Below are 21,591 nucleotides of genomic sequence, written 5' to 3' on the forward strand. Positions count from 1 at the left end.
ACCAGAAGATGCACCAGAAGAGATCCGTCGCCGCCCTGACCGGCGGCGCCCTGTCCGCCGTCGTCCTCGGCGGTCTGCTGGCCGCCGCCCCGCAGGCGGTGGCCGCCGATGTCACCTGCTCGACCAACGTCTACAAGCGGACGTTCTACAAGAACACCGCGTTCTCCGGATCCCCGGTGCGGACCGACTGCGACAGCGCCATCAGCGAGAGCTGGTCCGGCAGCCCGGTCGCCGGTGTGCCGTCGAACAACTTCGGTGTCCGCTGGTCGGTGACGCGTGACTTCGGCTCCGGCGGCCCTTTCACGTTCACCGCCTCCGCCACCGACGGCGTCCGCGTCTATCTGGACGGCGTCCGCAAGATCGACCTGTGGAAGAGCACCGGCGACACCGCGCGCTCCAAGGGCGTCAACCTCACCGTCCCCTCCGGCAAGCACACCCTCCGCGTCGACCACGTGAACTGGACCGGCGCCGCCAAGGTCAAGTTCACGTACACGCCCAGGACTTCGGCCACGTACGACAGGACGAAGCCGCTCGCCCCCACCGGTGTGAAGACCGCCTACAACACCAAGACCCGCAAGACGACCGTCTCCTGGTCCGCCAACAAGGAGATGGACCTCGCGAGTTACTCCCTCTACCGGCGGCCCGTCGGCTCCAGCACCTGGACGAAGGTCACCACGACCACGACCACCGCCCGGAGCCACACCGATCCCCTCGTCAACCCCGACGACCGCACGCCCTACTACTACGAGGTGCGCGCCAAGGACAAGGCGGGCAACACCTCGTCGGGCAGCGCGGACACCATCGTCCGCCCGCTGCCCGTCGTCACCTCTCTGACCGGTACGTACGACAAGGCGACCGGCAAGGTCGCCCTGAAGTGGCCGCTCAACACCGAGCCGCACTTCGACCACTACACGGTCCTCAGCAACGACATGGTGAACGGCTCCTACAAGTGGGTCCCGCTGGGCACCACCAAGGGCAACACCTGGACCACGGGCCCCGTCACCGCCGACGGTGAGACCCGCCACTACCGTGTCCTCGTCACCAACGACGGCGGCACCACCACGTACAACCGCAGCGGGCTCGACCCCCTCGCCACCAACGAGCTCTGGCTCGACATCCCCGACGGCATCGCTCCGGCCTACGCCCCCGACCTGTCTCTGCGCTCCTGCGCGAGCGGTATCCAGGCGACCGCGACCGACTACACACCGGCCCCGATCCGCGACTTCACCGGCTTCGAGATCGAACGCCGCGAGGCCGGAACGGACACCTGGTCGGTGGCCCTGCACAAGACGTACGACCCGCGCCCCACCACCGCCACCGCCACCGTCTGCGACCCACTGCCCGCCGACGGACGCACCTACGAGTACCGGGCCCGTACCTATGACACGGACGGCAACTACTCGCCGTACAGCGAGACCCGGGCGTTGACTGTGCCTGGTGGTGTCGGCTGACGGTCAACGGGACGGCGTAACCGGAGAGGCCAGGACCTGGGGCCGGGCAGTTCCCATCGGGCTTCCGGTCCCAGCGGCGGCTTGGCGGCGCCATCAGGTGGGGATGGGTTTGGTCTGGGTGCAGTTCTTCCATTCCACCCAAGGGCGGGCGCCGCCGTTTTTGGGGGCGGTGGCGTAGGTGGGGTCGCCGGTGATGGTCTGGGTTTTGCTCTCGTGCGTGATTTCGATGCCGAACAGCTTGAAACCGAGTGAGAACTGTCCGGCGGAGACACCGAAGCCGATGCCGAGCGAGGCGTTCCACCAGTCGGTGTTGGCTTTGTAGTCGAGCCTGCTGAGCTTTCCCTTGTCGTGCAGGAGCCGTTCGAGCGGGCTGGCGTCCGGGCCCGGGACCTTGGCGGCGTCCGACGGCGAGGGCAGCGGATTCTTCGCCGGGTCGCCGTTTCCGCGCAGCCAGTCCTCGACGGCGGTGCTGTCCGCGTCGTCGGTGAGTACGAGCTCGGCCGACTCGGTGTGTATCTCTGACTCGGTGGATCCGCCGCCGCCACCGACATCGATCGTCACGGGACCTGCGTTGGCGCCCGCCTCGCCCTTGAAGCCGGAGCCCTCGCCGGCTTCCTGGCTGGTGGTGATCACCAGCTTCTCCGGGTGGTGCGCGGCGCCGTCCGCCTCTTCCTGGTCGTAGGCCGCCGCGTCGTACGTGACCGCCACCTGCTGCATTCTCTCGCCCGTGGCCTGGCCGATCACGCCGGCCGTGCCCTTGACGGTGAAGGTGTAGATGAAGGTGATCTTCCCTGCGTTCTGGCCGGTGTTGTGGCGCATGACCACGACATCCTCGGTCATGGTGCCGGAGAGCACCTCGCCGGAGATCTTGCCGAGGTCCTTGGGGCCGTCGCTCTTCCCGGCGTCCTTGCCGCTCTTGCCGTTGCTCTTGAACTTTCCGCCGAAGCTCACGCTGCCGGACGCTTCGGTGGTGGTTTTGGTGATGTCGACGTCGGGTGCCAGTTCCGGTTCGAGGTCGGGCTTCTTGGAGGCCGCGTCCTGCTGGCAGGCACCCATGTTCGCCCCGGGGTTGTAGCCGCTCTGGTAGCGGCAGCCCTCGTTCTGCCTGAGATACGCGGCGAACTTCTGCGCGTCCGCGAGATTGGCCTCCAGGTCCGCCTGGGGATTGTCACTCTTGTGCCCGTTGAACAGCCACTGGCCGCCGCTGCCGCTGCCCGCCAGGTACGTGCCGCTCAGCTTGGCGCTGCCGCCCCAGTCCTTGAGGCCCGGGATACCCGCGGAGATGCTCGCGGAGACTCCGCCCGCGTTGTCGTGCACCCGCTCCAGGGTGACCGTACCGTCCGACCACTGCTGGAGCTTGACCGTCTCCGAACTGCTGATCTTGATGAAGACCACCTGGATGACGACGGTGTCCTTGGTCTGGTCCTGGGACAGCAGACACCTCGCGGGCTCGAACGGGTCGCCGTTGGGAACGAAGGTGTCTCCACCTCCGCCTTCCCCGTCGCCGCCGTCTCCGCCCTCGCCGTCTCCGTTCCCGCCGTCCGCGTAGTCGCCGGAGGCGCAGGCTTCCGGCCCGCTCAGCGGATGGATTATTCGGCACACCTGGGTCTTCAGCCCGGTCGCCGTATCCGCGGGCACGCTCAGGCCGACGATCGCGGCCACGACCAGGGACACGACCCCGACCATCGCGGCGTACTCGGCCCCGCTCTGCCCTCGGTCACTCCGTCCCCAGCCGTGCCCACGCACATGCCCGCGCACATGCCCATGTCCAAGCCCACGCCAACGCCCACGCCAACTTTGGAACCTACCGGCGCCCTTCACCTGTTCTCCCAGCTCACGGCGGTGTGACCTTCCCGAGCGGCAGCAGCCTAAGGACGGATCAGGGCCCATACGCAGGGCCCACGGGCCCACTGGAGGGCCCAGTGGCGGTCGGAAACGGCCGATCTGATAGGCGTTCATTTGCCGGTTGACCAGCGGCTTCCTGAGGGCCGCCCGCCGTCTTCCGTACCGGCGACCGGGCCCGGGCAGTCGTGCGAACGGCCGCCGGCGGATCGCCGGCGGCCGTTCGGGATTCGGGATTCCGTTGTCCGAGGCGGCGCCGAAAAGCGCCGCGGTGGAGCCGCGGTGGACGCGGTGGATCAGTGGCGTCCGAAGATCTTCTTGCTGGAGCCGAGGTGCAGGAAGACCGTCTCGCCGGTGGCGTTGTCCAGGCCGTCGTTGTCGGTGATGGCGTAGACCTCACCGTCGCCGGCCACGGTCAGTCCCTCAAGCTTCTCCTGGGTCCAGCCCTTCGTCGCGCGCAGGTCGGGCAGCACGTCGTGGGCGAGCTTCTTCGGCAGTACGGGCAGCAGACCCGACGGCGCCGCGGACTTCGGCAGGTCGACCGTGTACACCCGCTTGATCTTCGCGGACGGGCCGTTCAGCTTGTCCCGCTCGATGACGGCGAGCTTGTCGCCGACCACGGTGATCTCGGAGAGGCCGATCCAGTCGCCCGGAGTGGTGGTGCTGCCGATCTTGTAGCCGTACCAGCTCCAGGTGCCGGCCGCGACGTCGTACCGGCCGAGCCGGACGATCCCGGCCGGGTCGGTCTTGACCTCACGCTGGAGCGTGGCCCAGACCACCTCGCGACCGCTGCGGTCGGTGGTCGCGGTGACGCCCTCGAAGCCCTGTCCGCCCAGGCCCGCGGCGACGTCCGCCGGCAGCGGGACGACCTGCTGGGTCTTTCCGGCGCTGTCGAGCCGGACCAGCTTGTTGTCCGCACCCTTCGCGCCCTCCACCGCGAGCCAGAAGCCGCCCTGCGGCCGGGCGTGGATGCCCTCCGCGTCGTAGCCGACCGGCCGGCCCTCGGCATCCTTGACGGTCAACGACCGGGTGATGACCGCCGGTTGCCGCGCCGCGTCGATGGTCAGGATCTTGGTGGTGGAGTACGCCGCGTCGGTGACGCTGTAGAGCTGGTGCGGCTTGCCGGGTACGGCGGAGAGAGCGCCGAGCGCGCCCCAGCCGATCGGCGCGCCGGTGGAGTCCGCGGCCGAGACGAGGCTCGGGAACGCGGGAGCGTCCTTGCCCAGGCGGCCCAGGCGGAAGAGGCTCACCGAGGCCCGTACGTTGACCGACGCGTCGTCCTCCTCGCTGGAGACCGCGAGCAGGTCGCGTGACGGGATCGGCAGCAGTCCCTCCGGGCCGTTGGTGGTGGCCAGCACCTGGCGGAAGACCGGAGCGGTCGGGCGGCTCAGGTCGTAGACGGCGACGAAGTTGCTCCGCTCCGAGCCGACGAAGGCGTAGCGCACGCCGTCGTACTCGGCGATCGCCAGGCCCTCCGGCTCGGTGCCCTTGTTCTCGGCCCGGTCCTCGTTGTGCAGCCCGTAGCGCACGGCGAGCAACTCGAAGCTGTTGCCCGCGTCCCAGACGACCTTGCCGGTCCGGCTGTCGAAGATGGTCCAGCCCCGGGTGCCGCCGTGCCAGTCGCCCTCGTTGGCGGTCGCCAGATAGCGGTCGTCGATCCAGCCGACCGAGTCGGGCTCGCGCGGTACGTCGGTGATCGAGCCGGTCAGGTCGATCGTGCCGTCCTCGACCGTGTCGATGCCGCTGATCGACGCCGTACCGGCGCTGAAGGCCTTGGTGATCCTGCCCGTCGGCAGGTCCAGCAGAACAACGCCGTTGTTCTCCTGGAGAGTCACCACGAGCTGGTTGCGGCTGTTGATGGAGACGTACTCCGGCTCCGGATCGGTCGGCTCGGTGATCCCGGCGGCGACCAGGGCGGGCAGCGCCTTGCCGTCCGTCCGGGTCAGCGGCACGGCCCGGGTACGCCACTGCTTCGGCGTATCACCCTTGAGGTCGACGATCTGGACGAAGCCGGCCGGAAGCTGGGGCAGGTCGCCCTCCTCGCCTCCGGGCGGAGTCGCCTCCTCGTCGCGCTCGTTCTCGATCGCGACGGCGGCGTACCGCTTGTCCTTGCTGATCGCGATGGAGTCGGGCTGGCCGCCGAGGTCGTAACTCGCCACCCGCTTGCGGTCGCGCAGCGAGATGACGTCGAGCCGGCCGGACGGATCGGTGTACGAGGCGCTGGTGTTCACCACCACCAGGACGTACTTGCCGACCACGGCCACCGAGGTCGGCTCGTCCTCGGCGTTGCCGAGCTCGGTCAGCGACAGCGTTCCGAGCCCGCGCGGCGCGTCGGGCTTGCTGATGTCGAGGAAGCCGATCCGCCGGGCCGCCGCGTCGGTGTAGACCAGGGTCCGGCCGTCCTCGCTGACCGCCGAGATCTCGGCGACGGTCGGCGAGGCCGCGTCCTCGCCGGCCGGCCGGTTCTGGAAGACCGGGTACGTGGCGGTACGGTCGAAGGCGACCGGCCGCCGCGGCTCGTGGTGTCCGCGCGCCGAGTCCTGATGTGCGCTCGCCGCGCCCGTGCCGGCCAGCATGCCTGCGGCGACGGCTATGGCTACGAGCGCGGCGTAGGTTCTCTTCGGGTGCATCGTTTCTCCGTTGCACGACATTTCACGACAGTGACGAAGCAGGATCGTGCCACCTGCGAGCGAGCGTGGAACGGCATCCGGATGAACAGCAGACGGAGATCACCGACGCCGCCCGGTTCCCGACCAACGGGGTAATATCCGCTCACTTGTGCGAGGGCGGAGACCCTCGCGGGGAGGGACATCACGTGGGCAGACACGCCCTGGGACGGGGCGGTCTTGCCGCCGCCGTCTCCTCACTCGTGGTCGCCGTCGCGGCCGTCAGCGTCTCCTCCGACGGCGTCGGTTCCGCCCGGGCGGCCACCACGGCGGCCGTCGGTACCGCGGCAGCCGTCGGCACCACGGAGATCACGCTCGTCGACCCGAACTCGGACCTTCCGCGCGCCGACCGGCCGCTCGCCGCCGGGCCGACCGGCTTCCTGCACCGGCAGAGCGGGATCGCCGGACTGCTGTGGACGGCCTACGAAGACGAGGCTGCCGGCACCGACGGCAGCACCACCGTCACTGTCGAGACCGCGGACGGCGTCTACACGCCCGTCTCGCCCTGCGCGTCCCTCGGCTCCCATTGCCGGACGGCCTGGTACGGCTCGGACAGCGACCTGGTGGCCCTGCCGGCCCTGACCCGCAAGTCCGTCACCCTCTGGAACCCGGCGACGCACAAGACGTCGACCATCACCTCGAACTACTCCTACCGCGCGCTCGCCGGTGACACCATCCTCACCGACCGCTCCCTGATCGACACCGTGGACGGAAAGCGACGCGAACGACTCCTGACCGGCGACCGGTCGATCCTCACGATCGAAGAAGTCGTAGCCGCCGACTCCTCCGGTGTGCTGGTCTGGGACGGCGGCAACCTGCTCTACATCGACGTCGACACGGCCGTCAGCACCAAGGCCTTCACCAACGTCGAGGCCAACTCGTTCTACGTACAGAGCGAGGACCGGTTCGGCTGGTACGACCCCAGCGCCGATCGCCTCCACCTCAAGTCCCGTACCGACCAGGCCGCGGAGGAGCAGGTCATCGACCTCCCGCCGTTCGAGATCATCGGCACACCGCGCCTCCGCGGCGGCCTCGACGGCGAACCGGTCCTGATCGGCGACTGGCTGCTGCTGCCCACGCGGACGCGCACCGGCACCGCGATCACGGCCCAGTCACTCACCGACGGCTCGTCGCGGACCCTGCTCGCCGACGCCGACGACTACGCGATCCACGCGTCCGGCGACGATGCCCTCGTCACCGGCGGCACCGGCGCCACCGACTGGTGAGTGCAGCGCGTCAGCCAGGCCGCGGACGGCTCGCTGGAGCTGACGAAGGTGCACGAGATCCCGGCGACGGAGAACGTCAAGACGGGCCTCGCGCTCAGCCGTGGCAGTCTGCGCGTGGCGGAGGACAATCCTGCCGGCACCAGCAACGACACCACGTCGGTACGGACCCTGGCCACGGACGCCCGCACCACGCTGACCGCCTCCGCCGCCACGGCGGGCTCCTCGGTCAACGCCGCGTGCCCGTACGCCGGCACCGCCTGCTCGGGCCTGTGGGGCAACCAGGGCTCCCGGCCCCATGACGTGTACCTCTGGACGGACGACGGCGGCGGCCAGTCGCCCGACGACAGGCTGGTGGCCGTGTGGGACGGCGGCGGAGTCGTCGAGCTGGAGTTCGGGACCCAGGGCGGCGCCATCGTCGACGTCTCCGACGACTACGCCATCTACAACTCCGGTGGCACCACGCCCACGCAGTACGTCGGCGAATTCGGCCAAGGGCAGCAGCTGAAGCGCTCGGTCCGCGCCGCCGCCCTCAACGGCCCCACACTCTGGAGCGCCACCACCACCGTCGGCAAGCTCACCTCGTACAGCCTGACCGAGAAGAAAACCCTCTCCACGGTCACGGTCCCGGGCGCCGGCTGCGTCCCGACCGAGCTCCAGGCGGCGGGCCGCTGGGTGTACTGGTCCTGCGGGACCGCCTCGGCGGGCGTGTACGACACCAAGGCCGGTACGTCGGTCGCCACCCGGCCCGGCGACGTCCTGCTCGGCGACGGATTCGCCGTACGCCACGACCACGCCACGGACCAACTCGTGCTGACCGACGCGACCACCGGCGCCACCCGTGTGATCGCCTCCGGGCTCCCGGACTCCGGTCTGGCCGCCGACCGCCGCTACCGGTGGACGGTGGACGAGTACACGGGCCTGGTCGCCTGGTTCGACACATACGAGCGCACGCACGTCGCCACGACCGGAGTGACTCCGTCCGCTCCGACCGTCTACGAGGCCCAGGCCGACTACGCCCTCTGGCCGAAGTCGTCGGACACCGACGCCAAGACATGGAACGGCTTCTGGCTGCCGTCCCGTCCCGTCACCTCCTGGTCCCTGGCCTTCACCTCGGTCGAGAGCGGTGAGAGCGGCGGGAGCGGCAAGGCCACCCGTACGGTCACCGGCGGCGCCACCACGGCATGGCTGTCGGCGGTCTGGGACGGGAAGGCGACGAACGGGAGCTACTTCCCCAACGGCCCCTTCAAGTGGACCCTGAAGGTGACCGGCCTCGGCACCACCGCGGCAGCCACCGTGGCCACCGGCTCGGGAACGATGGACGGCGGCGCGGCGGTACGCCATGACTTCGACAGCATCAACGGCGGACCGGACGGCGTCGGCGACATCCTCACCCTCAGTTCCGCAGGCGCCCTGAGCTACCAATTCGGCACCGGAGGCGGCAAGTTCTCCGAGAAGACGACCGGCACGGGCTGGGCCACCACCGTCAAGGCGGTCCCTTTCGGCGACCTCAGCGGCGACCGCTGCAATGACATCCTCGTCCGCCTCAGCAGCGGGGCCGCGCGCCTCTACAAGCCGGGCTGCGGCAGCGCGGTCAAGCCGTCGACGTCGTACACGACGCTCGTGACCAGCGGCTGGACGCAGTACGACATCCTCACCTCGCCCGGCGACATCAGCGGTGACGGACGCCCCGACCTGATCACCCGCACCGCCTCCACCGGCGCGGTGTACCTCTACAAGGGCACCAGCACAGGCAAGCTGTCCGCACGTGTGAAGCTCTACGACAACTGGAAGACCTACAAGAAGATCGTCGGCGTCGGCGACCTCAACGGCGACGGCATCGGCGACCTGATCGCCCAGGACAAGGCCAACAACCTGTACCGCTACACCGGTAAGGGCAACGGCACCTTCGCGCCCCGCGTGAAGCTCTTCACCAACTGGGGCGGCTCCTACAACGTCATCGTCGGAGTCGGCGACATCAACCGCGACGGCAAGGCCGACCTCGTCTCCCGCGACACATCGGGCGTCCTGTGGCGCAACTACGGTGACGGGAAGGGTTCGTTCGGGGCCCGTACGAAGATCGCGACGGGCTGGGGCGGCTACAAGTCGCTGTCCTGACCGCCGGCTCGCGGAGCGGTCGCGGAGCGGTCGCAGAGCAAAAGGGCGCCCGGGGCCTCTCATCAAGCCCCGGGCGCCCTTTTGTGTTGCCCTGGTCCCCGGTCGGTGACCTCGCACCGACGTGGCGAGACGGCTGGGAGATTGCCTGCCTCTTCCCAGCCCTCTCGGCGTCGTTCAGGTCACTGGAGCGGTGCGGTGACCGCCCAATCGCCCGACGGCAGGGATTCGGTGCCGTCCGCGGCCACTGCCGTCACCCAGTAGTAGGACGTGGTGCCTCGCTTCGCGCCGATGTCGAAGTACTGGAAGGCACCGCTGCCGAGTTCGGCGATCTTCTCGTACGCGGCGTTCGCGGCATTCCAGCGGTAGACGCGGTAGCCGCCCGCGGCCTCCGGGGCGGACTTGCCGAGACCCGTCCATCTCACCTCGTTCCCCTCGTCGGCCTCCGCCGCGTACACCGTGACGTCCAGCGGCGAGCCTTCGGGCGTCGGCACACTCGGCGTCATGTCGAGTTCGGTCGCGGCCACGGCCTCGGCCGTCCCGGTCCATCTGAGGGAGGAGTTCCCGGCGGTGTCGACGGCGTCGATGTAGAAGCAGGCGCGCTCACCGTCGGGGAGGCCGGTGTACGAGTACGAGGTGGTGTCGGCCCACAGGTACTCCACCAGGTCGCCGAAGCAACGTTGTTCCTCGCCCTCGTCGCCGACGATTTCGCCCCGGTGGACGGTGTACCTGGCGATGTCGGTGGCCGGATTCGCGTCCCACGCCAGATCGAAACCGTACTCGGTCGGGGTGACGGCCAGCCCGGTGACGGCGGGCGGCGGAGTGAGGTCTTTGCTCCTGCCGCTGACGACGGCGGACCGCCCCGACTCGTTGCCCGCCCCGTCGAGGGCGGTGACACGGTAGTAATAGGTGACGCCGTCGACCGCCGAGGTGTCCTGGTACGAGACCTGGTTCGTGGTGCCGGCCTCGGCGAACACGCCGTCCGCCTTCACCGCCCGGTACACGCGGTACGAGACCGCTCCCGTGACCCCGCGCCAGCCGATCAGCAGCCCGTCCGTCTCGGCGGCGGCGGTCAGCCCGGCGGGTACCGCGGGCGCGGTCCGGTCCACGGTGGTGACAGCCTGGTCGACGGTGCCGGTGGATTCGTTGCCGGCCTTGTCGTAAGCGCGGACCTCGTAGTAGTAGGTCTCGCCGGTCGCGGGCACGGTGCTGTCGGTGTATGACGTCGAGGCCGTCGTCGCCAGGGGCTTGGTGCCGAAGGAGGTGCCCTTCGGACGGCGGTAGACGCGGTAGCCGCCGAGGTCCATCTCCTTGTTCTTCGACCAGTTCGTCCTGGTCCTGCCTGTGCTCTTGTCGTACGTCGTCGACGGGCCCGTGGGCGTGAGCGGCTTGACCTTGTCGACACCCGCGGAAGTGCGGGGCGCGTAGGCGAAGCTCACGTTCGCCTTCCCGGTCCAGTTGACGAAGTCGATGCGCAGTGTGTGCTGCCCGGACGGGACGGTGATGTTGACGGTCTTCTTCTGGGTCGTGGAGACGTTCTTCCAGAGATCGATCTTGCGGGTGCCGTCGAGGTACACACGGATGCCGTCCTGTGCGGCGACCGGCAGGGTGAAGGGACCGCCCGAACCGAAGTCACGGGTGACGGACCAGCGGACTCCGAAGTTGTCCTTCGGCAGGCCGGATGCGGGGACGCCGGTGCCCCAGTTCTCGTCGATCACACTGTCGCAGTCCGTCTTTTTCGGGGTGCCGGAGAGGGTCGTGTTCGCGAAGAACTGCCTTTTGTAGACCGGCGAGGGACAGCTGACAGCGGCAAAGGCCGGGGCTGCCGCGGTGAGCAGGCCGCCGGCGGTGGCGAGCACAACGGCGGTGGCGGCCACGGCGGTTGTACGGCTGGCTGGTTTCATTCGGTCCTCTGGTCGAATCGCGGCGGCTGTAGGAAGCCGCTCGTGATCACGACTCGTGAGGAAGGGACTTGGTTGTACGGGCGTAAGGCCGGTCTGTGAGCCAGGGCTTGCCGCTGACGCTCATGACCGTTCCGGGCCGGAACGGTGGGCCGTGAGCGGAGAGATATCGACGCCGGCCCGACAGCCGGGCCGCCCTGTCGGGATCTCGCCGTACTGCCTCGGTTCGGCTTGTTCCGGCTTGTTCCGGCTTCTTGACGGTCCACCGGAGCGCGCTCAGACTGTTGGGCGACGGTCACGATTGTCAGCGCTCGCCCGCGCGGGAGTTCCTGCTCAGGTGGGTCATCGGCCCCGGCCCGCTGGCAGGCAACCCTTCCACTGCGACGGGGTGCCCCGGGTGACGACCAGGTCCCGCCCGGGCGGTGGGGCAAGTGCGGTCTCGTTGTCTCGCGAGGCCCGATGAACGGGACGGGACCGGCGGAGATGGCCAGGACATCGCGGAAGAGCAAGAGCGTCTGCCGGACCCTCCGGCAGACGCCGCTGCCGCGTCCGCGCCTGCTGACCAGGCGCCGCCATATCGATCTGCTGCGGCTCCGCAACGGCTGCGCTCCGGCCGCCTGAGCCGAACCGGTCCGAGGCGAACCGAGCCGAACCGAAACGGTCCGCAATCGCAGTCCCGGGTCCGGGCGTTGTGCGCTGCCGCGCGCCGCCGGACTCTCCTCCCGTACGGCCACCGGCGCCGAAGAAGCCACCGGGGCTCCACCGCACCCATGGAGAGAGCCATGTCCGAGACCTTTGCCCTGTCCGAGATCATGTCCGATGCCATGCCCAAGACCGTTACGCAGGCGTCCTTCCGCGACCGTATCGGCGCCGGTCCGGGCGGTGGCTACTACCCGGCGCCGCACCGCTACCATCTGTATCTCTCGCCGGGCTGTCCGCGCTCACTGCGCATCTCGATCACTCTCGGCCTGCTCGGACTCGAAAACTCGGTCGGCACCACGCTCCTGCCCTCGTCGGCCGGCGCCCGCGACGCGCTCGCGGCGCTGCGTACGGCCTACGAGACCACCCGGCACCACTACGACGGTCCGCCGACCGTGCCCGCGCTCTGCGATCTGTGGAGCGGACGGATCGTGAACAACCACACGCCCGACATCCTCGACGACCTCGCCCTCCGCTTCACCGACCAGGACAACGCCGATCTGCCCCGCCTGCGGCCCGCCGCCCTGGCCGCCGACATCGACGCCGTCCGCGAACTCCTCGGTGCGGACCTCGGTGAGGATCTCGTCCCGAACCCCGCCCAGAACCCGGCGCTGGACCTCCTGGAACGTCAACTGGCCTCGCATCCCTACGCGTTGGGCGAGACGCTCACGGCCGCGGACGTGGATCTGTGGGTCGCACTCGTCCACCTGGACGCCGACGCCCTGCGGCGCGCCGCCGCCGGCGACCGCCTCTGGTCGTACGTACGGCGGCTGGGTGCCCATCCGGCCTTCCATAAAATTCCGCGGGAACACAGCGGTGAGGATCTGTGTTCACCCGTGAAGGACAAGGATCGTGCCGCGGATCAGAGCCGCGTCACGGTGCCGGCAGGTCATGAGTGCCGGCGTCAGGCCCTGGCTTGTTAGCGCGAGCCGATCGGGATGGAGGTGACCGGCCCATGGTCACCATCGCCATGTACTCGCGGCGGCACATCGATCTCCAGCGCGTCGCCGCCGCCCTGTGTCCGGCGTACGAGTCCGTCGCCGCGCGACGCTCCGCCGCTTAGGCATCGCTCAGGCAGCGCTCAGGCATTTCGCGCACCGGCCCTACGCCTGGCCCCACGCCTGGCTCTCCTTTCGCGCTTCTCTCCCCCTTCCCTCCCTCCTCTCGCCGAGCCTCCACCCCGACCGAGCACGGGCGCGGACGTCTTTCGGCATGCTCACAGGAAGTGGTACGCCCATGACCCGAACGTCACACGCAGCCCTCCATCTGGCCGTCGCCCTCGACGGCGCCGGCTGGCATCCCGCGGCCTGGCGGGAGCCGGACGCCCGGCCCGACGAACTGTTCACCGCGCGGTACTGGACCGACTTGGTCACCGAGGCCGAGCGAGGCCTGCTGGACTTCGTGACCATTGACGACTCGCTGAGCCTCCAGAGCTCCCTGCACGTGGAGCCGGACGAGCGCACCGATCAGGTACGGGGCCGGCTGGACGCGGTACTGATCGCCGCCCGGGTGGCGCCGTCGACCCGGAACATCGGGGTGATCCCGACCGCCGTGGTCACCCACACCGAGCCCTTCCACCTCTCGAAGGCGATCGCCACCCTCGACCACGTGAGCACCGGACGGGCCGGAGTCCAGGTCAGAGTGTCCGTACGCGCCGACGAGGCCACGCACTTCGGCCGCCGTACGGTGCCGGGCCTGCGGATCGAGGACCTGGCCACGGCAGCGGGACAGCCAACAGCGGCGGCACAGCCAGCGGCGGGACAGCCAACAGCAGGACGCTCGGCAGCGGGACAGCCATGGGTGAAGGAGCTGTTCGACGAGGCCGCCGACTACGTCGAGGTGCTGCGCCGGCTCTGGGACAGCTGGGAGGACGACGCGGAGATCCGCGATATCGCCACCGGCCGCTTCATCGACCGCGACAAGCTGCACTACATCGACTTCGAGGGTGTGCACTTCAACGTGAAGGGCCCCTCGATCACGCCGCGCCCGCCTCAGGGACAGCCGCTCGTCGCCGCGCTGGCGCACGCGACCGTCCCGTACGAACTGGTCGCCCGCTCGGCCGACATCGGATTCGTCACTCCGAGCGGCGCCGATGACGCACGGGCCGTCCTGGCCGAGATCCGCGCGGCGCAGGCCTCCGCCGGGCGCGCCGACGAGACCGTGCATGTCTTCGGCGACCTGGTGGTCTTCCTCGACGGCGACCCCGGTGCCGCCGCGGACCGCAAGGCTCGTCTGGACGAGCGTGCCGGCGCCGAGTACAGCAGCGACGCCCGCGTCTTCACCGGATCGCCCGCGCAACTCGCAGACCTGCTGGAGGAATTGCGGGACGCCGGACTGACCGGCTTCCGGCTGCGGCCGGCCGCCCTTCCGTACGACCTGGAGCAGATCACCCGCCACCTGGTGCCCGAACTCCAGCGCCGTGGCGCCTTCCGTACCGCGTACGAGGCGAACACCCTGCGCGGACTGCTCGGACTGCCCCGCCCTGCCAACCGCTACGCCGCCGCCTGAGCCGGAAGGACCGTACGAGAGATGAGCACGTCCGCCACGCCACCGAAGCCCGCCACGCCACACAACACAACGGCACCGAAGTCCGCCGCGCCACGGAACGCCGCGCCACTGAAGCAGATCCACCTCGCCGCGCACTTCCCCGGCGTCAACAACACCACCGTATGGAGCGACCCGGAGGCGGGCAGCCACGTCGAGTTCAGCTCGTTCGTACACTTCGCGCAGACCGCCGAGCGCGCCAAGTTCGACTTCCTCTTTCTTGCCGAGGGCCTGCGGCTACGGGAACAGGGCGGCCGGATCTACGACTTGGACGTCGTCGGGCGGCCCGACACCTTTACCGTCCTGACCGCACTCGCCGCCGTCACCGAACGCCTCGGCCTGACCGGCACGATCAACTCGACCTTCAACGAGCCGTACGAGGTGGCCCGCCAGTTCGCCAGCCTCGACCATCTGTCGAACGGCCGCGCCGCCTGGAACGTCGTCACCTCGTGGGACGCCTTCACCGGCGAGAACTTCCGCCGCGGCGGCTTCCTGCCGCAGAACGAGCGCTACTCGCGGGCGAAGGAGTTCCTGGCCACCGCCACCGAGCTGTTCGACTCCTGGCAGGGCGACGAGATAGCCGCCGACAAGGTGTCCGGCACCTTCCTGCGGGACGCGCGGGCGGGAGCCTTCGTACACAAGGGGCAACACTTCGACATCGCGGGACAGTTCAACGTCCCGCGCAGCCCGCAGGGCCGCCCGGTCATCTTCCAGGCCGGCGACTCCGAGGAAGGACGCGAGTTCGCGGCGTCGAGCGCGGACGCGATCTTCAGCCGTTACAGCACCCTCAAGGAAGGGCAGGCGTTCTACACGGACGTCAAGGGCCGCCTCGCCCGCCACGGCCGCACCCACGACCAGCTGCTGATCCTGCCCGCCGCGACCTTCGTGCTCGGCGACACGGACGCCGAGGCGGAGGAGCTGGCCCGCGAAGTGCGCCGTCAGCAGGTCAGCGGGGCCACCGCGATCAAGCACCTGGAGTTCGTCTGGAACCGCGATCTGTCCGCGTACGATCCGGAGGGCCCGCTTCCCGACATCGACCCGGACCTCGGCGAGCACACCATCGCCCGCGGTCGCGCGCAGGTGCGGATGTACCGGGACCCGCTGGCCACCGCGCGGGAGTGGCGGGAACTCGCCGCCGCCAACAAGTGGTCGATCCGGGACCTGGTCATCGAGACCGGCAACCGCCAGTCCTTCGTCGGCTCCCCGGCCACGGTCGCCGAGACCATCAACTCCTTCGTGCAGGCCGACGCCAGTGACGGATTCATCCTCGTCCCGCACATCACGCCGGGCGGGCTGGATGTCTTCGCCGACACCGTGGTCCCGCTGCTCCAGGAGCGCGGCGTGTTCCGCACGGAGTACGAGGGCACCACCCTGCGGCACCACCTCGGCCTCGCCCATCCGGACGCCGATCCGCCGGCCGAGCGTGTGGCGTCGTAAAGCGCCTCTCCTGCCGGTCTCAGCTGTCAGTGCCCGCCCAGGCCCGGCAGGCAGGTGCCGTCGGCGGTGCGGCCGACGACCTCCGCCTCGGCCTGGCCGGTGCTGCCGACTCTGCCGTTGACACACACCCGGCCTTCGCCACCGCCAACCAGCACATCGCGCAGTGGGTCGAAGCGGTGTCCCTGGATCTCGGTCTCTTCCGGCCGCAGGCCCAGGGCATCGCCGGCTGCGGCGCGCAGACCGGCTTCCGTGGTCCCGGTGCCCGCGAGCTTCCTCAGGGCCGCGGCCAGCGCCTTCGCCCGTGGTGCGGCCTGCCGCTTCTGCTCGGTGGTGATCGGCATCGGACTGCGGTAGGCGTGGTTCTCCGCCAGACGCTGGTTCCAGTCGAACGTGATGCACGGCGACGGTGTCGCCTGCTGCTCCTCGGGAAGCGGGCAGTAGCCCTTGGGTTCGGCCCCGCGGGGATCGGCCCCGCGCGGATCGGCCGCCGGATCGGCGCACCCTGAAGCCATGACGGCAAGCAGGACAAGAGGCAGGGCGGCTATGAGCCGGGGGCGCGTCAATGGCATGGCCCGAGCATGGCAGGTTCATGGTCTCCGCACCCTTGAAGAACCTGAAGCGGTGTCAGTGCGGTCCTCTACGGTGCCCGGTATGAAGCACTGGATACACGGCCCGCTCGGCTGGATACATGGCCAACTCCCGCACGACGAGGAGACCAATGTCGTCTTCTTCCGGGGCATGTCTCTGGACGCGCTCACGCGAGGACTCCTCGGCCTGCACCGTCGGCCGCTTGCGTACGGCAAGGGCGCCGGCTGGGGCCTGCTGATGCACGACATGCTCAGCTGGGACGAAGGCGACTACGAGCGCACCGACTACCGGAAGGTGTGCCCGCCCGGCGGCGAACTCGTCGTGTTCGTCACCGAACCGTGCAGCGCGAAAGGTCACGGCCCTTCGTTCGAGTACCACCGTGACGGCCGCCTGCGCACCGGCTTCAGCTTCGAGTCGCTGTCCTACGGAGTGGGCGAGGAACCCAACTTGCTGTTGCCCGCCTTCACAGCGGCCAACCTGGTCGGACCACACGCGAAGCCCGACCGAGAGGAAGATCACGAGGAACGGTACGGGTACGAGGAACGGATCGTGCACGCAATCACGGGCTTCCTGTCCCTTCCCGAACTTGAACGGCCATGACCGGGCGGCAACCGGGGTTACTCGTTCCCGCCATGGCCGGGTGGCCACCCGATGACGCCTTCCACTTGAACACCGCGCAGGGACGCTCCCTCAAACCGGGCACCGGTGACGTCGGTCAGCCCGAGCGTGGGCATGCCGGTGCTCACGCTTCCGAGCCTGGCGTAGGTCAGATCGGTGTCGCGCAGGTCAGCACCCCGTAGATCGCATCCGGCCAGGCTGACCTCGCGGAGTGAAGCCCCGCGCAGGTCTGCGCCGCTGAGGTCGCAGAACTTGAACCAGCACCCGTCCAGGGTGGCGTGGCGCAGATCGGCCCCGATGAACGAGCAGCGCGTGAACCGCAGCCGCGCCGTACGAGCGGAAGCAAGGTCCTGGCCGGTGAAGTCTTCGCCGTTCACAGCCGCTTGGCTGTGAAGCGCGGCAAGCCATTGTCTCGCGGTCATGTGCGCCAGCGTGTCAGCCGGGCCGGTGTCCGTCGCCCGGATTTCCGACGGTTCGCCGCCCGCCGGCCGATCACACAGGTCCGAGCCGGTCCCCACGGAAGTGCTTACCGCCGTGCTCATCGATCGCAGGAGATCTCAGCCAACCATTCCGGTGTGTAGCACTCACCGAACGACCACTTCCGGTCCGAGTAGCGGTCGTCCGTGCTGTCGGTGTACACCTCAAGCCTGCCTTGCGGCGTCAAGCGGTAGTACTCGCGGATCGGGTCACCCTCCTCCGTGGGATAGATCACCTTCAGTTCCGCGCTCTCGCCGCTCGTGAGGGCTCGCTGGAGGCAGGTGATTTCCCGCACCGCCTACCTTCTGCATCTCCTCACCCTGATCGAGGCTCACCTCGCCACAACTTGGAAACTCAGTTCTGGACTCCCAGCGTTCCTCGACCGGATCGTTCAGCGTGCCGCAACCGGCGGCCACCAAGAACGTGGCCGCCACCGCGGCGATCCGCGCGCGGACCGAAACAGCCGTCACACAGCGGCGACGGGCCCTGCTCTGACGTGTCACACCACACCCCCTGGCGCGTTGGACGCGACTCCGGAGAAACCGGTTCCGTCCGCGCGCGTGCGTGGCAGATCCGTGCCGGACCGGACGGTCAGCCACAGTTGATCGAATCGAGGTGTGTGGCGGCTGGGAGCGGCGGTATCAAACGCGCTTGACATGGGCGAAGCCCTGTGAGGAGATCCGAACACCGTGATCCTGGGGGATAGATCTTGATGTCGTACATGGCCGTGACGCTCGCCGTCGCGGACTCGCTGGGTGAGCACCTCAAACTGGCGGCCTTCACAACGATGGCCGCGGTCGTCTTCATCTGGTTGGGCCTGAGGCAGCGCCGTACCGGCCGCGGCCTCCTCGCTCCGAAGGAGACGGTAAGAGTCGCCGACAGGCTGGTCCCGCCATCGCCGCCGAGCCGTGGCCATCGGGCCTTTGGGTGTCTGTGGATCGTTACGGGAAGCATCTTCGCCGTGCCCGCGGTGATCAATTTCGCCGCGGCGGTCCGCGAGCTCCTCGGCTGAGTCGACCAGGCAGCCCTCCGAGCAGACCGTCCGGGCCCCGGCGAGAACTGATCGGCTTCCCGGCTCCCGGCCGGCTGGCCGCTTGGGTGACCGAAGTCACTTATCTGTGATCGTGAGATGAGAAATCAGCGCTGGGCGCGGTGAGGGTATCTCACACAACAGGTGGACCGAAACAATTGTCCACGCGGCGCCGGTCCCGTCGTGCTACTGTCGGTGCCAGTTGCAGTTGTGGTTCCCAAAACTTCAAGTGCCCTCACCTGGCATCCGTGCCGGTGGGAGCGCTTTTGTATTTCCGGCCATGGTCCGGGTGGGGCGATCATCGCGGCGACGCGGAGTCCGCACGGTGCGGGTTTCGGCGAACTGCCCCAAAGGAGATTCAACATGGCCGCTGGTACCGTGAAGTGGTTCAACGCGGAAAAGGGTTTCGGCTTCATCGAGCAGGAGGACGGCGGGCCTGACGTGTTCGCCCACTACTCGAACATCGCCGCCCAGGGCTTCCGCGAGCTGCTTGAGGGCCAGAAGGTGACCTTCGACATCGCGCAGGGCCAGAAGGGCCCGACGGCCGAGAACATCGTTCTCGCCTGACGCTGACGCGTACTTCGTAGCTGGGGCCCGCATCCTTGGGGGTGCGGGCCCCAGCTGCGTGCATCTACGTGCATTTCGAGGTGGAGCCGCTCCGCCGTGCCGGGAATTCTTTCCCGGCGAGGATTCGGACATTCGGACGGCTTCCCTTTCCGGGCTGATATTCCGCCCCGCCCCACGCTCCGGATACAAGTCCGTCAGAGCCACCGCAACCGACTTGCGAGCATCTGCCTGTCGGCCGGATTCGATTTCTGTTTCTCATTTCATTCGGCTCATTCTTGCGATTCTCCGTGCCGCTCATCGCTCCGGGAATTCCTTGATACGTGCCGCATCGAGGAAGGTTCCGTATGAACCGCACACGCACGAACGACCGCTTCACGAACGACCGCTTCACCCGTACCCGTAAAGGCGGTTCCGGCGCCGGAAATGGCGCCGGAAATGGCCGTGGCCGCTTCGGCGCGCCGAGCCGTTCCGGTGCCCCCAGTCGTACGGGCGGCGGCTCCGGCCGTACGGGCGGTGGCTCCAGCCGTTCCGGAGGTTCCGGCCGTTCGGGCGGCTCCGGCCGCCGACCTGCCGCCTTGCAGGGCGAGTTCGCGCTTCCCGTGACCGTCACTCCCGCGCTGCCCGCCGTCGAGGCGTTCGCCGAACTCGACATGCCCGCACCGCTGCTGGCCGCGCTGAGCGCCGAAGGCGTGACCGTACCGTTCCCGATCCAGGGCGCGACCCTGCCGAACACCCTCGCCGGACGGGATGCCCTCGGGCGCGGGCGGACCGGCTCCGGCAAGACGCTCGCCTTCGGTCTCGCGCTGCTGGCCCGTACGGCCGGACGGCGCGCCGAGCCGCGTCAGCCCCTGGCGCTGGTCCTCGTACCGACGCGCGAGCTGGCGCAGCAGGTCACCGACGCCCTCGCGCCGTACGCCCGCGCGGTGAAACTCCGGCTGGCCACGGTGGTGGGCGGGATGCCGATCGGCAGACAGGCCGGCGCGCTGCGCGCCGCGGCCGAGGTCGTCGTCGCGACTCCGGGCCGGCTCAAGGACCTCATCGACCGCGGCGACTGCCGGCTGGACCAGGTCGCCATCACGGTCCTCGACGAGGCCGACCAGATGGCCGACATGGGCTTCATGCCCCAGGTGACCGCGCTGCTCGACCAGGTCCGTCCCGAAGGGCAGCGGATGCTGTTCTCCGCCACTCTGGACCGCAATGTCGACCTGCTGGTGCGCCGCTATCTGACCGATCCGGTGGTCCACTCCGTCGATCCGTCCGCGGGCGCGGTCACCACGATGGAACACCACGTACTCCACGTCCACGGCGCCGACAAACAACGGACGACGACCGAGATCGCCGCCCGTGACGGCCGGGTGATCATGTTCCTCGACACCAAGCACGCCGTCGACCGGCTGACCGAGCACCTGCTGAGCAGCGGTGTACGGGCAGCCGCCCTGCACGGCGGCAAGTCCCAGCCGCAGCGCACCCGCACTCTGGCGCAGTTCAAGACCGGGCATGTGACCGTGCTGGTGGCCACCAATGTCGCGGCGCGCGGTATCCACATCGACAACCTCGAACTCGTCGTCAATGTGGACCCGCCCACCGACCACAAGGACTACCTCCACCGCGGCGGCCGTACCGCCCGGGCCGGCGAGTCCGGCAGCGTCGTCACCCTGGTCACTCCGAACCAGCGCCGCGACATGGTCCGTCTCATGGCGGACGCCGGGATCCGCCCGGAGATCACCCAGGTGCGCTCGGGCGAAGAGGCCCTGAGCCGTATCACCGGCGCCCGGACCCCGTCGGGCGTCGCGGTCGTCATCACCGCCCCGGTGGCCGACCGCCCCAAGCGAGGCACCTCGGGAGCCCGAGGCGCCACGGGCTCCCGAGGCCGCCGCCGCACCGGTTCCGCGCGCGGACGCACGCCCGCGCGTCGGTCCGGCTTCGGCGCGACAGCCTAGAATCGGTCCACCTTCGACGCGGCTGCCCGGAAGGCGGCCCGGAACACGCGTGTTCAGGAAGCCGGCCAAGCCGACCCGGACGTTCCCTTCTTCCCTCTGTGAGGCATCATGCGCTGCGTCATCGCCCGATTCCCGTTCGACCTGACCAAGAACGACGTGCTGGAGTCGATGAAGGCCGTCAAGCCCGAGCCGGTCGTGGGCGAGTCCGTGATCATCGGCCGCCGCCAGTACCCCGTCAAGCAGGTGGGCCAGGTCATCACCCGTCAGGACCGCCGTGACTTCAGCGCGGGTGAGGTCGTCCGGGCCATGACTCTCCTCGGCTTCACCTGCCGCGGTGTTCCCGAGGCCGCCGCGCCCGCGCCCGCACTCACCTCGCTCCAGAAAGCATCCGAGATGCTCGGCACCCAGCCTGCCTGACCAACGGCCCGGCCCTCGTACGGCACGACCCGCGTACGGTACGGCCCTTGCGCGGTACGGGCGTCAGTCCAGAGTC

19 protein-coding genes and 1 riboswitch are annotated in these 21,591 nt (G+C 69.2%); of the genes, 13 read left to right on the top strand and 6 right to left on the bottom strand.

Going from position 1 to position 21,591, the window contains the following annotated elements; translation table 11 throughout:
• Positions 1–8: 8 nt before the first annotated feature.
• Positions 9–1,451, top strand: a complete 1,443-nt coding sequence (locus ACFV6H_RS19950; RefSeq protein WP_385543704.1) for a PA14 domain-containing protein — start codon at positions 9–11, stop codon at positions 1,449–1,451.
• 93 nt (positions 1,452–1,544) lie between these two features.
• Here the strand turns inward: ACFV6H_RS19950 and ACFV6H_RS19955 are convergent, their stop codons facing one another.
• Positions 1,545–3,125: a hypothetical protein gene (locus tag ACFV6H_RS19955; protein WP_385543707.1), complete on the bottom strand. Its 1,581-nt coding sequence runs from the start codon at positions 3,123–3,125 to the stop codon at positions 1,545–1,547.
• A gap of 464 nt (positions 3,126–3,589) precedes the next feature.
• A complete protein-coding gene (locus ACFV6H_RS19960; protein WP_385543710.1) occupies positions 3,590–5,923 on the bottom strand; it encodes an esterase-like activity of phytase family protein in 2,334 nt (777 codons plus the stop codon).
• Between the two features lie 185 nt (positions 5,924–6,108).
• On the opposite strand from ACFV6H_RS19960, the gene ACFV6H_RS19965 reads away from it, so the two are divergent.
• Complete coding sequence (locus ACFV6H_RS19965) at positions 6,109–7,185, top strand: hypothetical protein (protein WP_385543713.1); 1,077 nt, start codon at positions 6,109–6,111, stop codon at positions 7,183–7,185.
• Positions 7,186–9,300, top strand: a complete 2,115-nt coding sequence (locus ACFV6H_RS19970) for an FG-GAP repeat domain-containing protein (protein WP_385543716.1) — start codon at positions 7,186–7,188, stop codon at positions 9,298–9,300.
• A 179-nt stretch (positions 9,301–9,479) separates the two neighbouring features.
• On the opposite strand, the gene ACFV6H_RS19975 is transcribed toward ACFV6H_RS19970, so the two are convergent.
• On the bottom strand, positions 9,480–11,201 hold the full coding sequence (locus ACFV6H_RS19975) for a fibronectin type III domain-containing protein (RefSeq protein ID WP_385543719.1): 1,722 nt from the start codon (positions 11,199–11,201) through the stop codon (positions 9,480–9,482).
• Positions 11,202–11,491: 290 nt separating this feature from the next.
• Positions 11,492–11,638, top strand: a riboswitch (SAM riboswitch).
• A gap of 43 nt (positions 11,639–11,681) precedes the next feature.
• Between ACFV6H_RS19975 and ACFV6H_RS19980 the strand changes: the two genes are divergently transcribed.
• The 5 genes from ACFV6H_RS19980 to ACFV6H_RS20000 all read left to right on the top strand — a co-directional run bounded on the left by ACFV6H_RS19980 (position 11,682) and on the right by ACFV6H_RS20000 (position 15,878).
• The gene (locus ACFV6H_RS19980) at positions 11,682–11,819 is read left to right on the top strand and encodes a hypothetical protein (protein WP_385543722.1); all 138 of its coding nucleotides are present in this window, start codon (positions 11,682–11,684) and stop codon (positions 11,817–11,819) included.
• Between the two features lie 161 nt (positions 11,820–11,980).
• Entirely contained in the window at positions 11,981–12,820 is an 840-nt protein-coding gene (locus tag ACFV6H_RS19985; RefSeq protein ID WP_385543725.1) for a glutathione S-transferase C-terminal domain-containing protein, read from the top strand.
• A 32-nt stretch (positions 12,821–12,852) separates the two neighbouring features.
• Positions 12,853–12,960 carry a putative leader peptide gene (locus tag ACFV6H_RS19990; RefSeq protein ID WP_385543728.1) on the top strand — a complete coding sequence of 36 codons (108 nt, stop codon included), beginning with the start codon at positions 12,853–12,855 and terminating at the stop codon, positions 12,958–12,960.
• A gap of 173 nt (positions 12,961–13,133) precedes the next feature.
• Entirely contained in the window at positions 13,134–14,405 is a 1,272-nt protein-coding gene (locus tag ACFV6H_RS19995; protein WP_385543731.1) for an LLM class flavin-dependent oxidoreductase, read from the top strand.
• A 21-nt stretch (positions 14,406–14,426) separates the two neighbouring features.
• Positions 14,427–15,878 carry an NtaA/DmoA family FMN-dependent monooxygenase gene (locus ACFV6H_RS20000; RefSeq protein ID WP_385543734.1) on the top strand — a complete coding sequence of 484 codons (1,452 nt, stop codon included), beginning with the start codon at positions 14,427–14,429 and terminating at the stop codon, positions 15,876–15,878.
• 26 nt (positions 15,879–15,904) lie between these two features.
• Here the strand turns inward: ACFV6H_RS20000 and ACFV6H_RS20005 are convergent, their stop codons facing one another.
• Positions 15,905–16,447, bottom strand: coding sequence for a precorrin-3B C(17)-methyltransferase (locus tag ACFV6H_RS20005; RefSeq protein ID WP_385543737.1), 543 nt, complete (start codon positions 16,445–16,447; stop codon positions 15,905–15,907).
• An 82-nt stretch (positions 16,448–16,529) separates the two neighbouring features.
• Here ACFV6H_RS20005 and ACFV6H_RS20010 point away from each other — a divergent pair, with 82 nt between their 5' ends.
• Positions 16,530–17,066 (top strand): hypothetical protein, encoded by a 537-nt coding sequence (locus ACFV6H_RS20010; RefSeq protein WP_385543740.1) that lies wholly within the window; start codon positions 16,530–16,532, stop codon positions 17,064–17,066.
• 17 nt (positions 17,067–17,083) lie between these two features.
• Here ACFV6H_RS20010 and ACFV6H_RS20015 read toward each other — a convergent pair whose 3' ends face one another.
• Positions 17,084–17,626: a pentapeptide repeat-containing protein gene (locus ACFV6H_RS20015; protein WP_385543743.1), complete on the bottom strand. Its 543-nt coding sequence runs from the start codon at positions 17,624–17,626 to the stop codon at positions 17,084–17,086.
• On the bottom strand, positions 17,623–17,856 hold the full coding sequence (locus tag ACFV6H_RS20020) for a hypothetical protein (protein ID WP_385543746.1): 234 nt from the start codon (positions 17,854–17,856) through the stop codon (positions 17,623–17,625). The genes ACFV6H_RS20015 and ACFV6H_RS20020 overlap by 4 nt, the downstream gene beginning before the upstream one ends.
• Before the next feature lie 417 nt (positions 17,857–18,273).
• Here ACFV6H_RS20020 and ACFV6H_RS20025 point away from each other — a divergent pair, with 417 nt between their 5' ends.
• The 4 genes from ACFV6H_RS20025 (at position 18,274) to ACFV6H_RS20040 (ending at position 21,515) form a co-directional block, all read left to right on the top strand.
• Positions 18,274–18,573 (top strand): hypothetical protein, encoded by a 300-nt coding sequence (locus ACFV6H_RS20025; protein ID WP_385543749.1) that lies wholly within the window; start codon positions 18,274–18,276, stop codon positions 18,571–18,573.
• A 381-nt stretch (positions 18,574–18,954) separates the two neighbouring features.
• A complete protein-coding gene (locus tag ACFV6H_RS20030; protein ID WP_384794012.1) occupies positions 18,955–19,158 on the top strand; it encodes a cold-shock protein in 204 nt (67 codons plus the stop codon).
• Positions 19,159–19,502: 344 nt separating this feature from the next.
• Positions 19,503–21,098 (top strand): DEAD/DEAH box helicase, encoded by a 1,596-nt coding sequence (locus tag ACFV6H_RS20035; RefSeq protein ID WP_385543752.1) that lies wholly within the window; start codon positions 19,503–19,505, stop codon positions 21,096–21,098.
• A 108-nt stretch (positions 21,099–21,206) separates the two neighbouring features.
• Complete coding sequence (locus ACFV6H_RS20040) at positions 21,207–21,515, top strand: SCO5918 family protein (protein WP_384978962.1); 309 nt, start codon at positions 21,207–21,209, stop codon at positions 21,513–21,515.
• Positions 21,516–21,591: the final 76 nt, after the last annotated feature.

Source organism: Streptomyces sp. NPDC059743, from assembly GCF_042732975.1.
Taxonomy (GTDB): domain Bacteria; phylum Actinomycetota; class Actinomycetes; order Streptomycetales; family Streptomycetaceae; genus Streptomyces.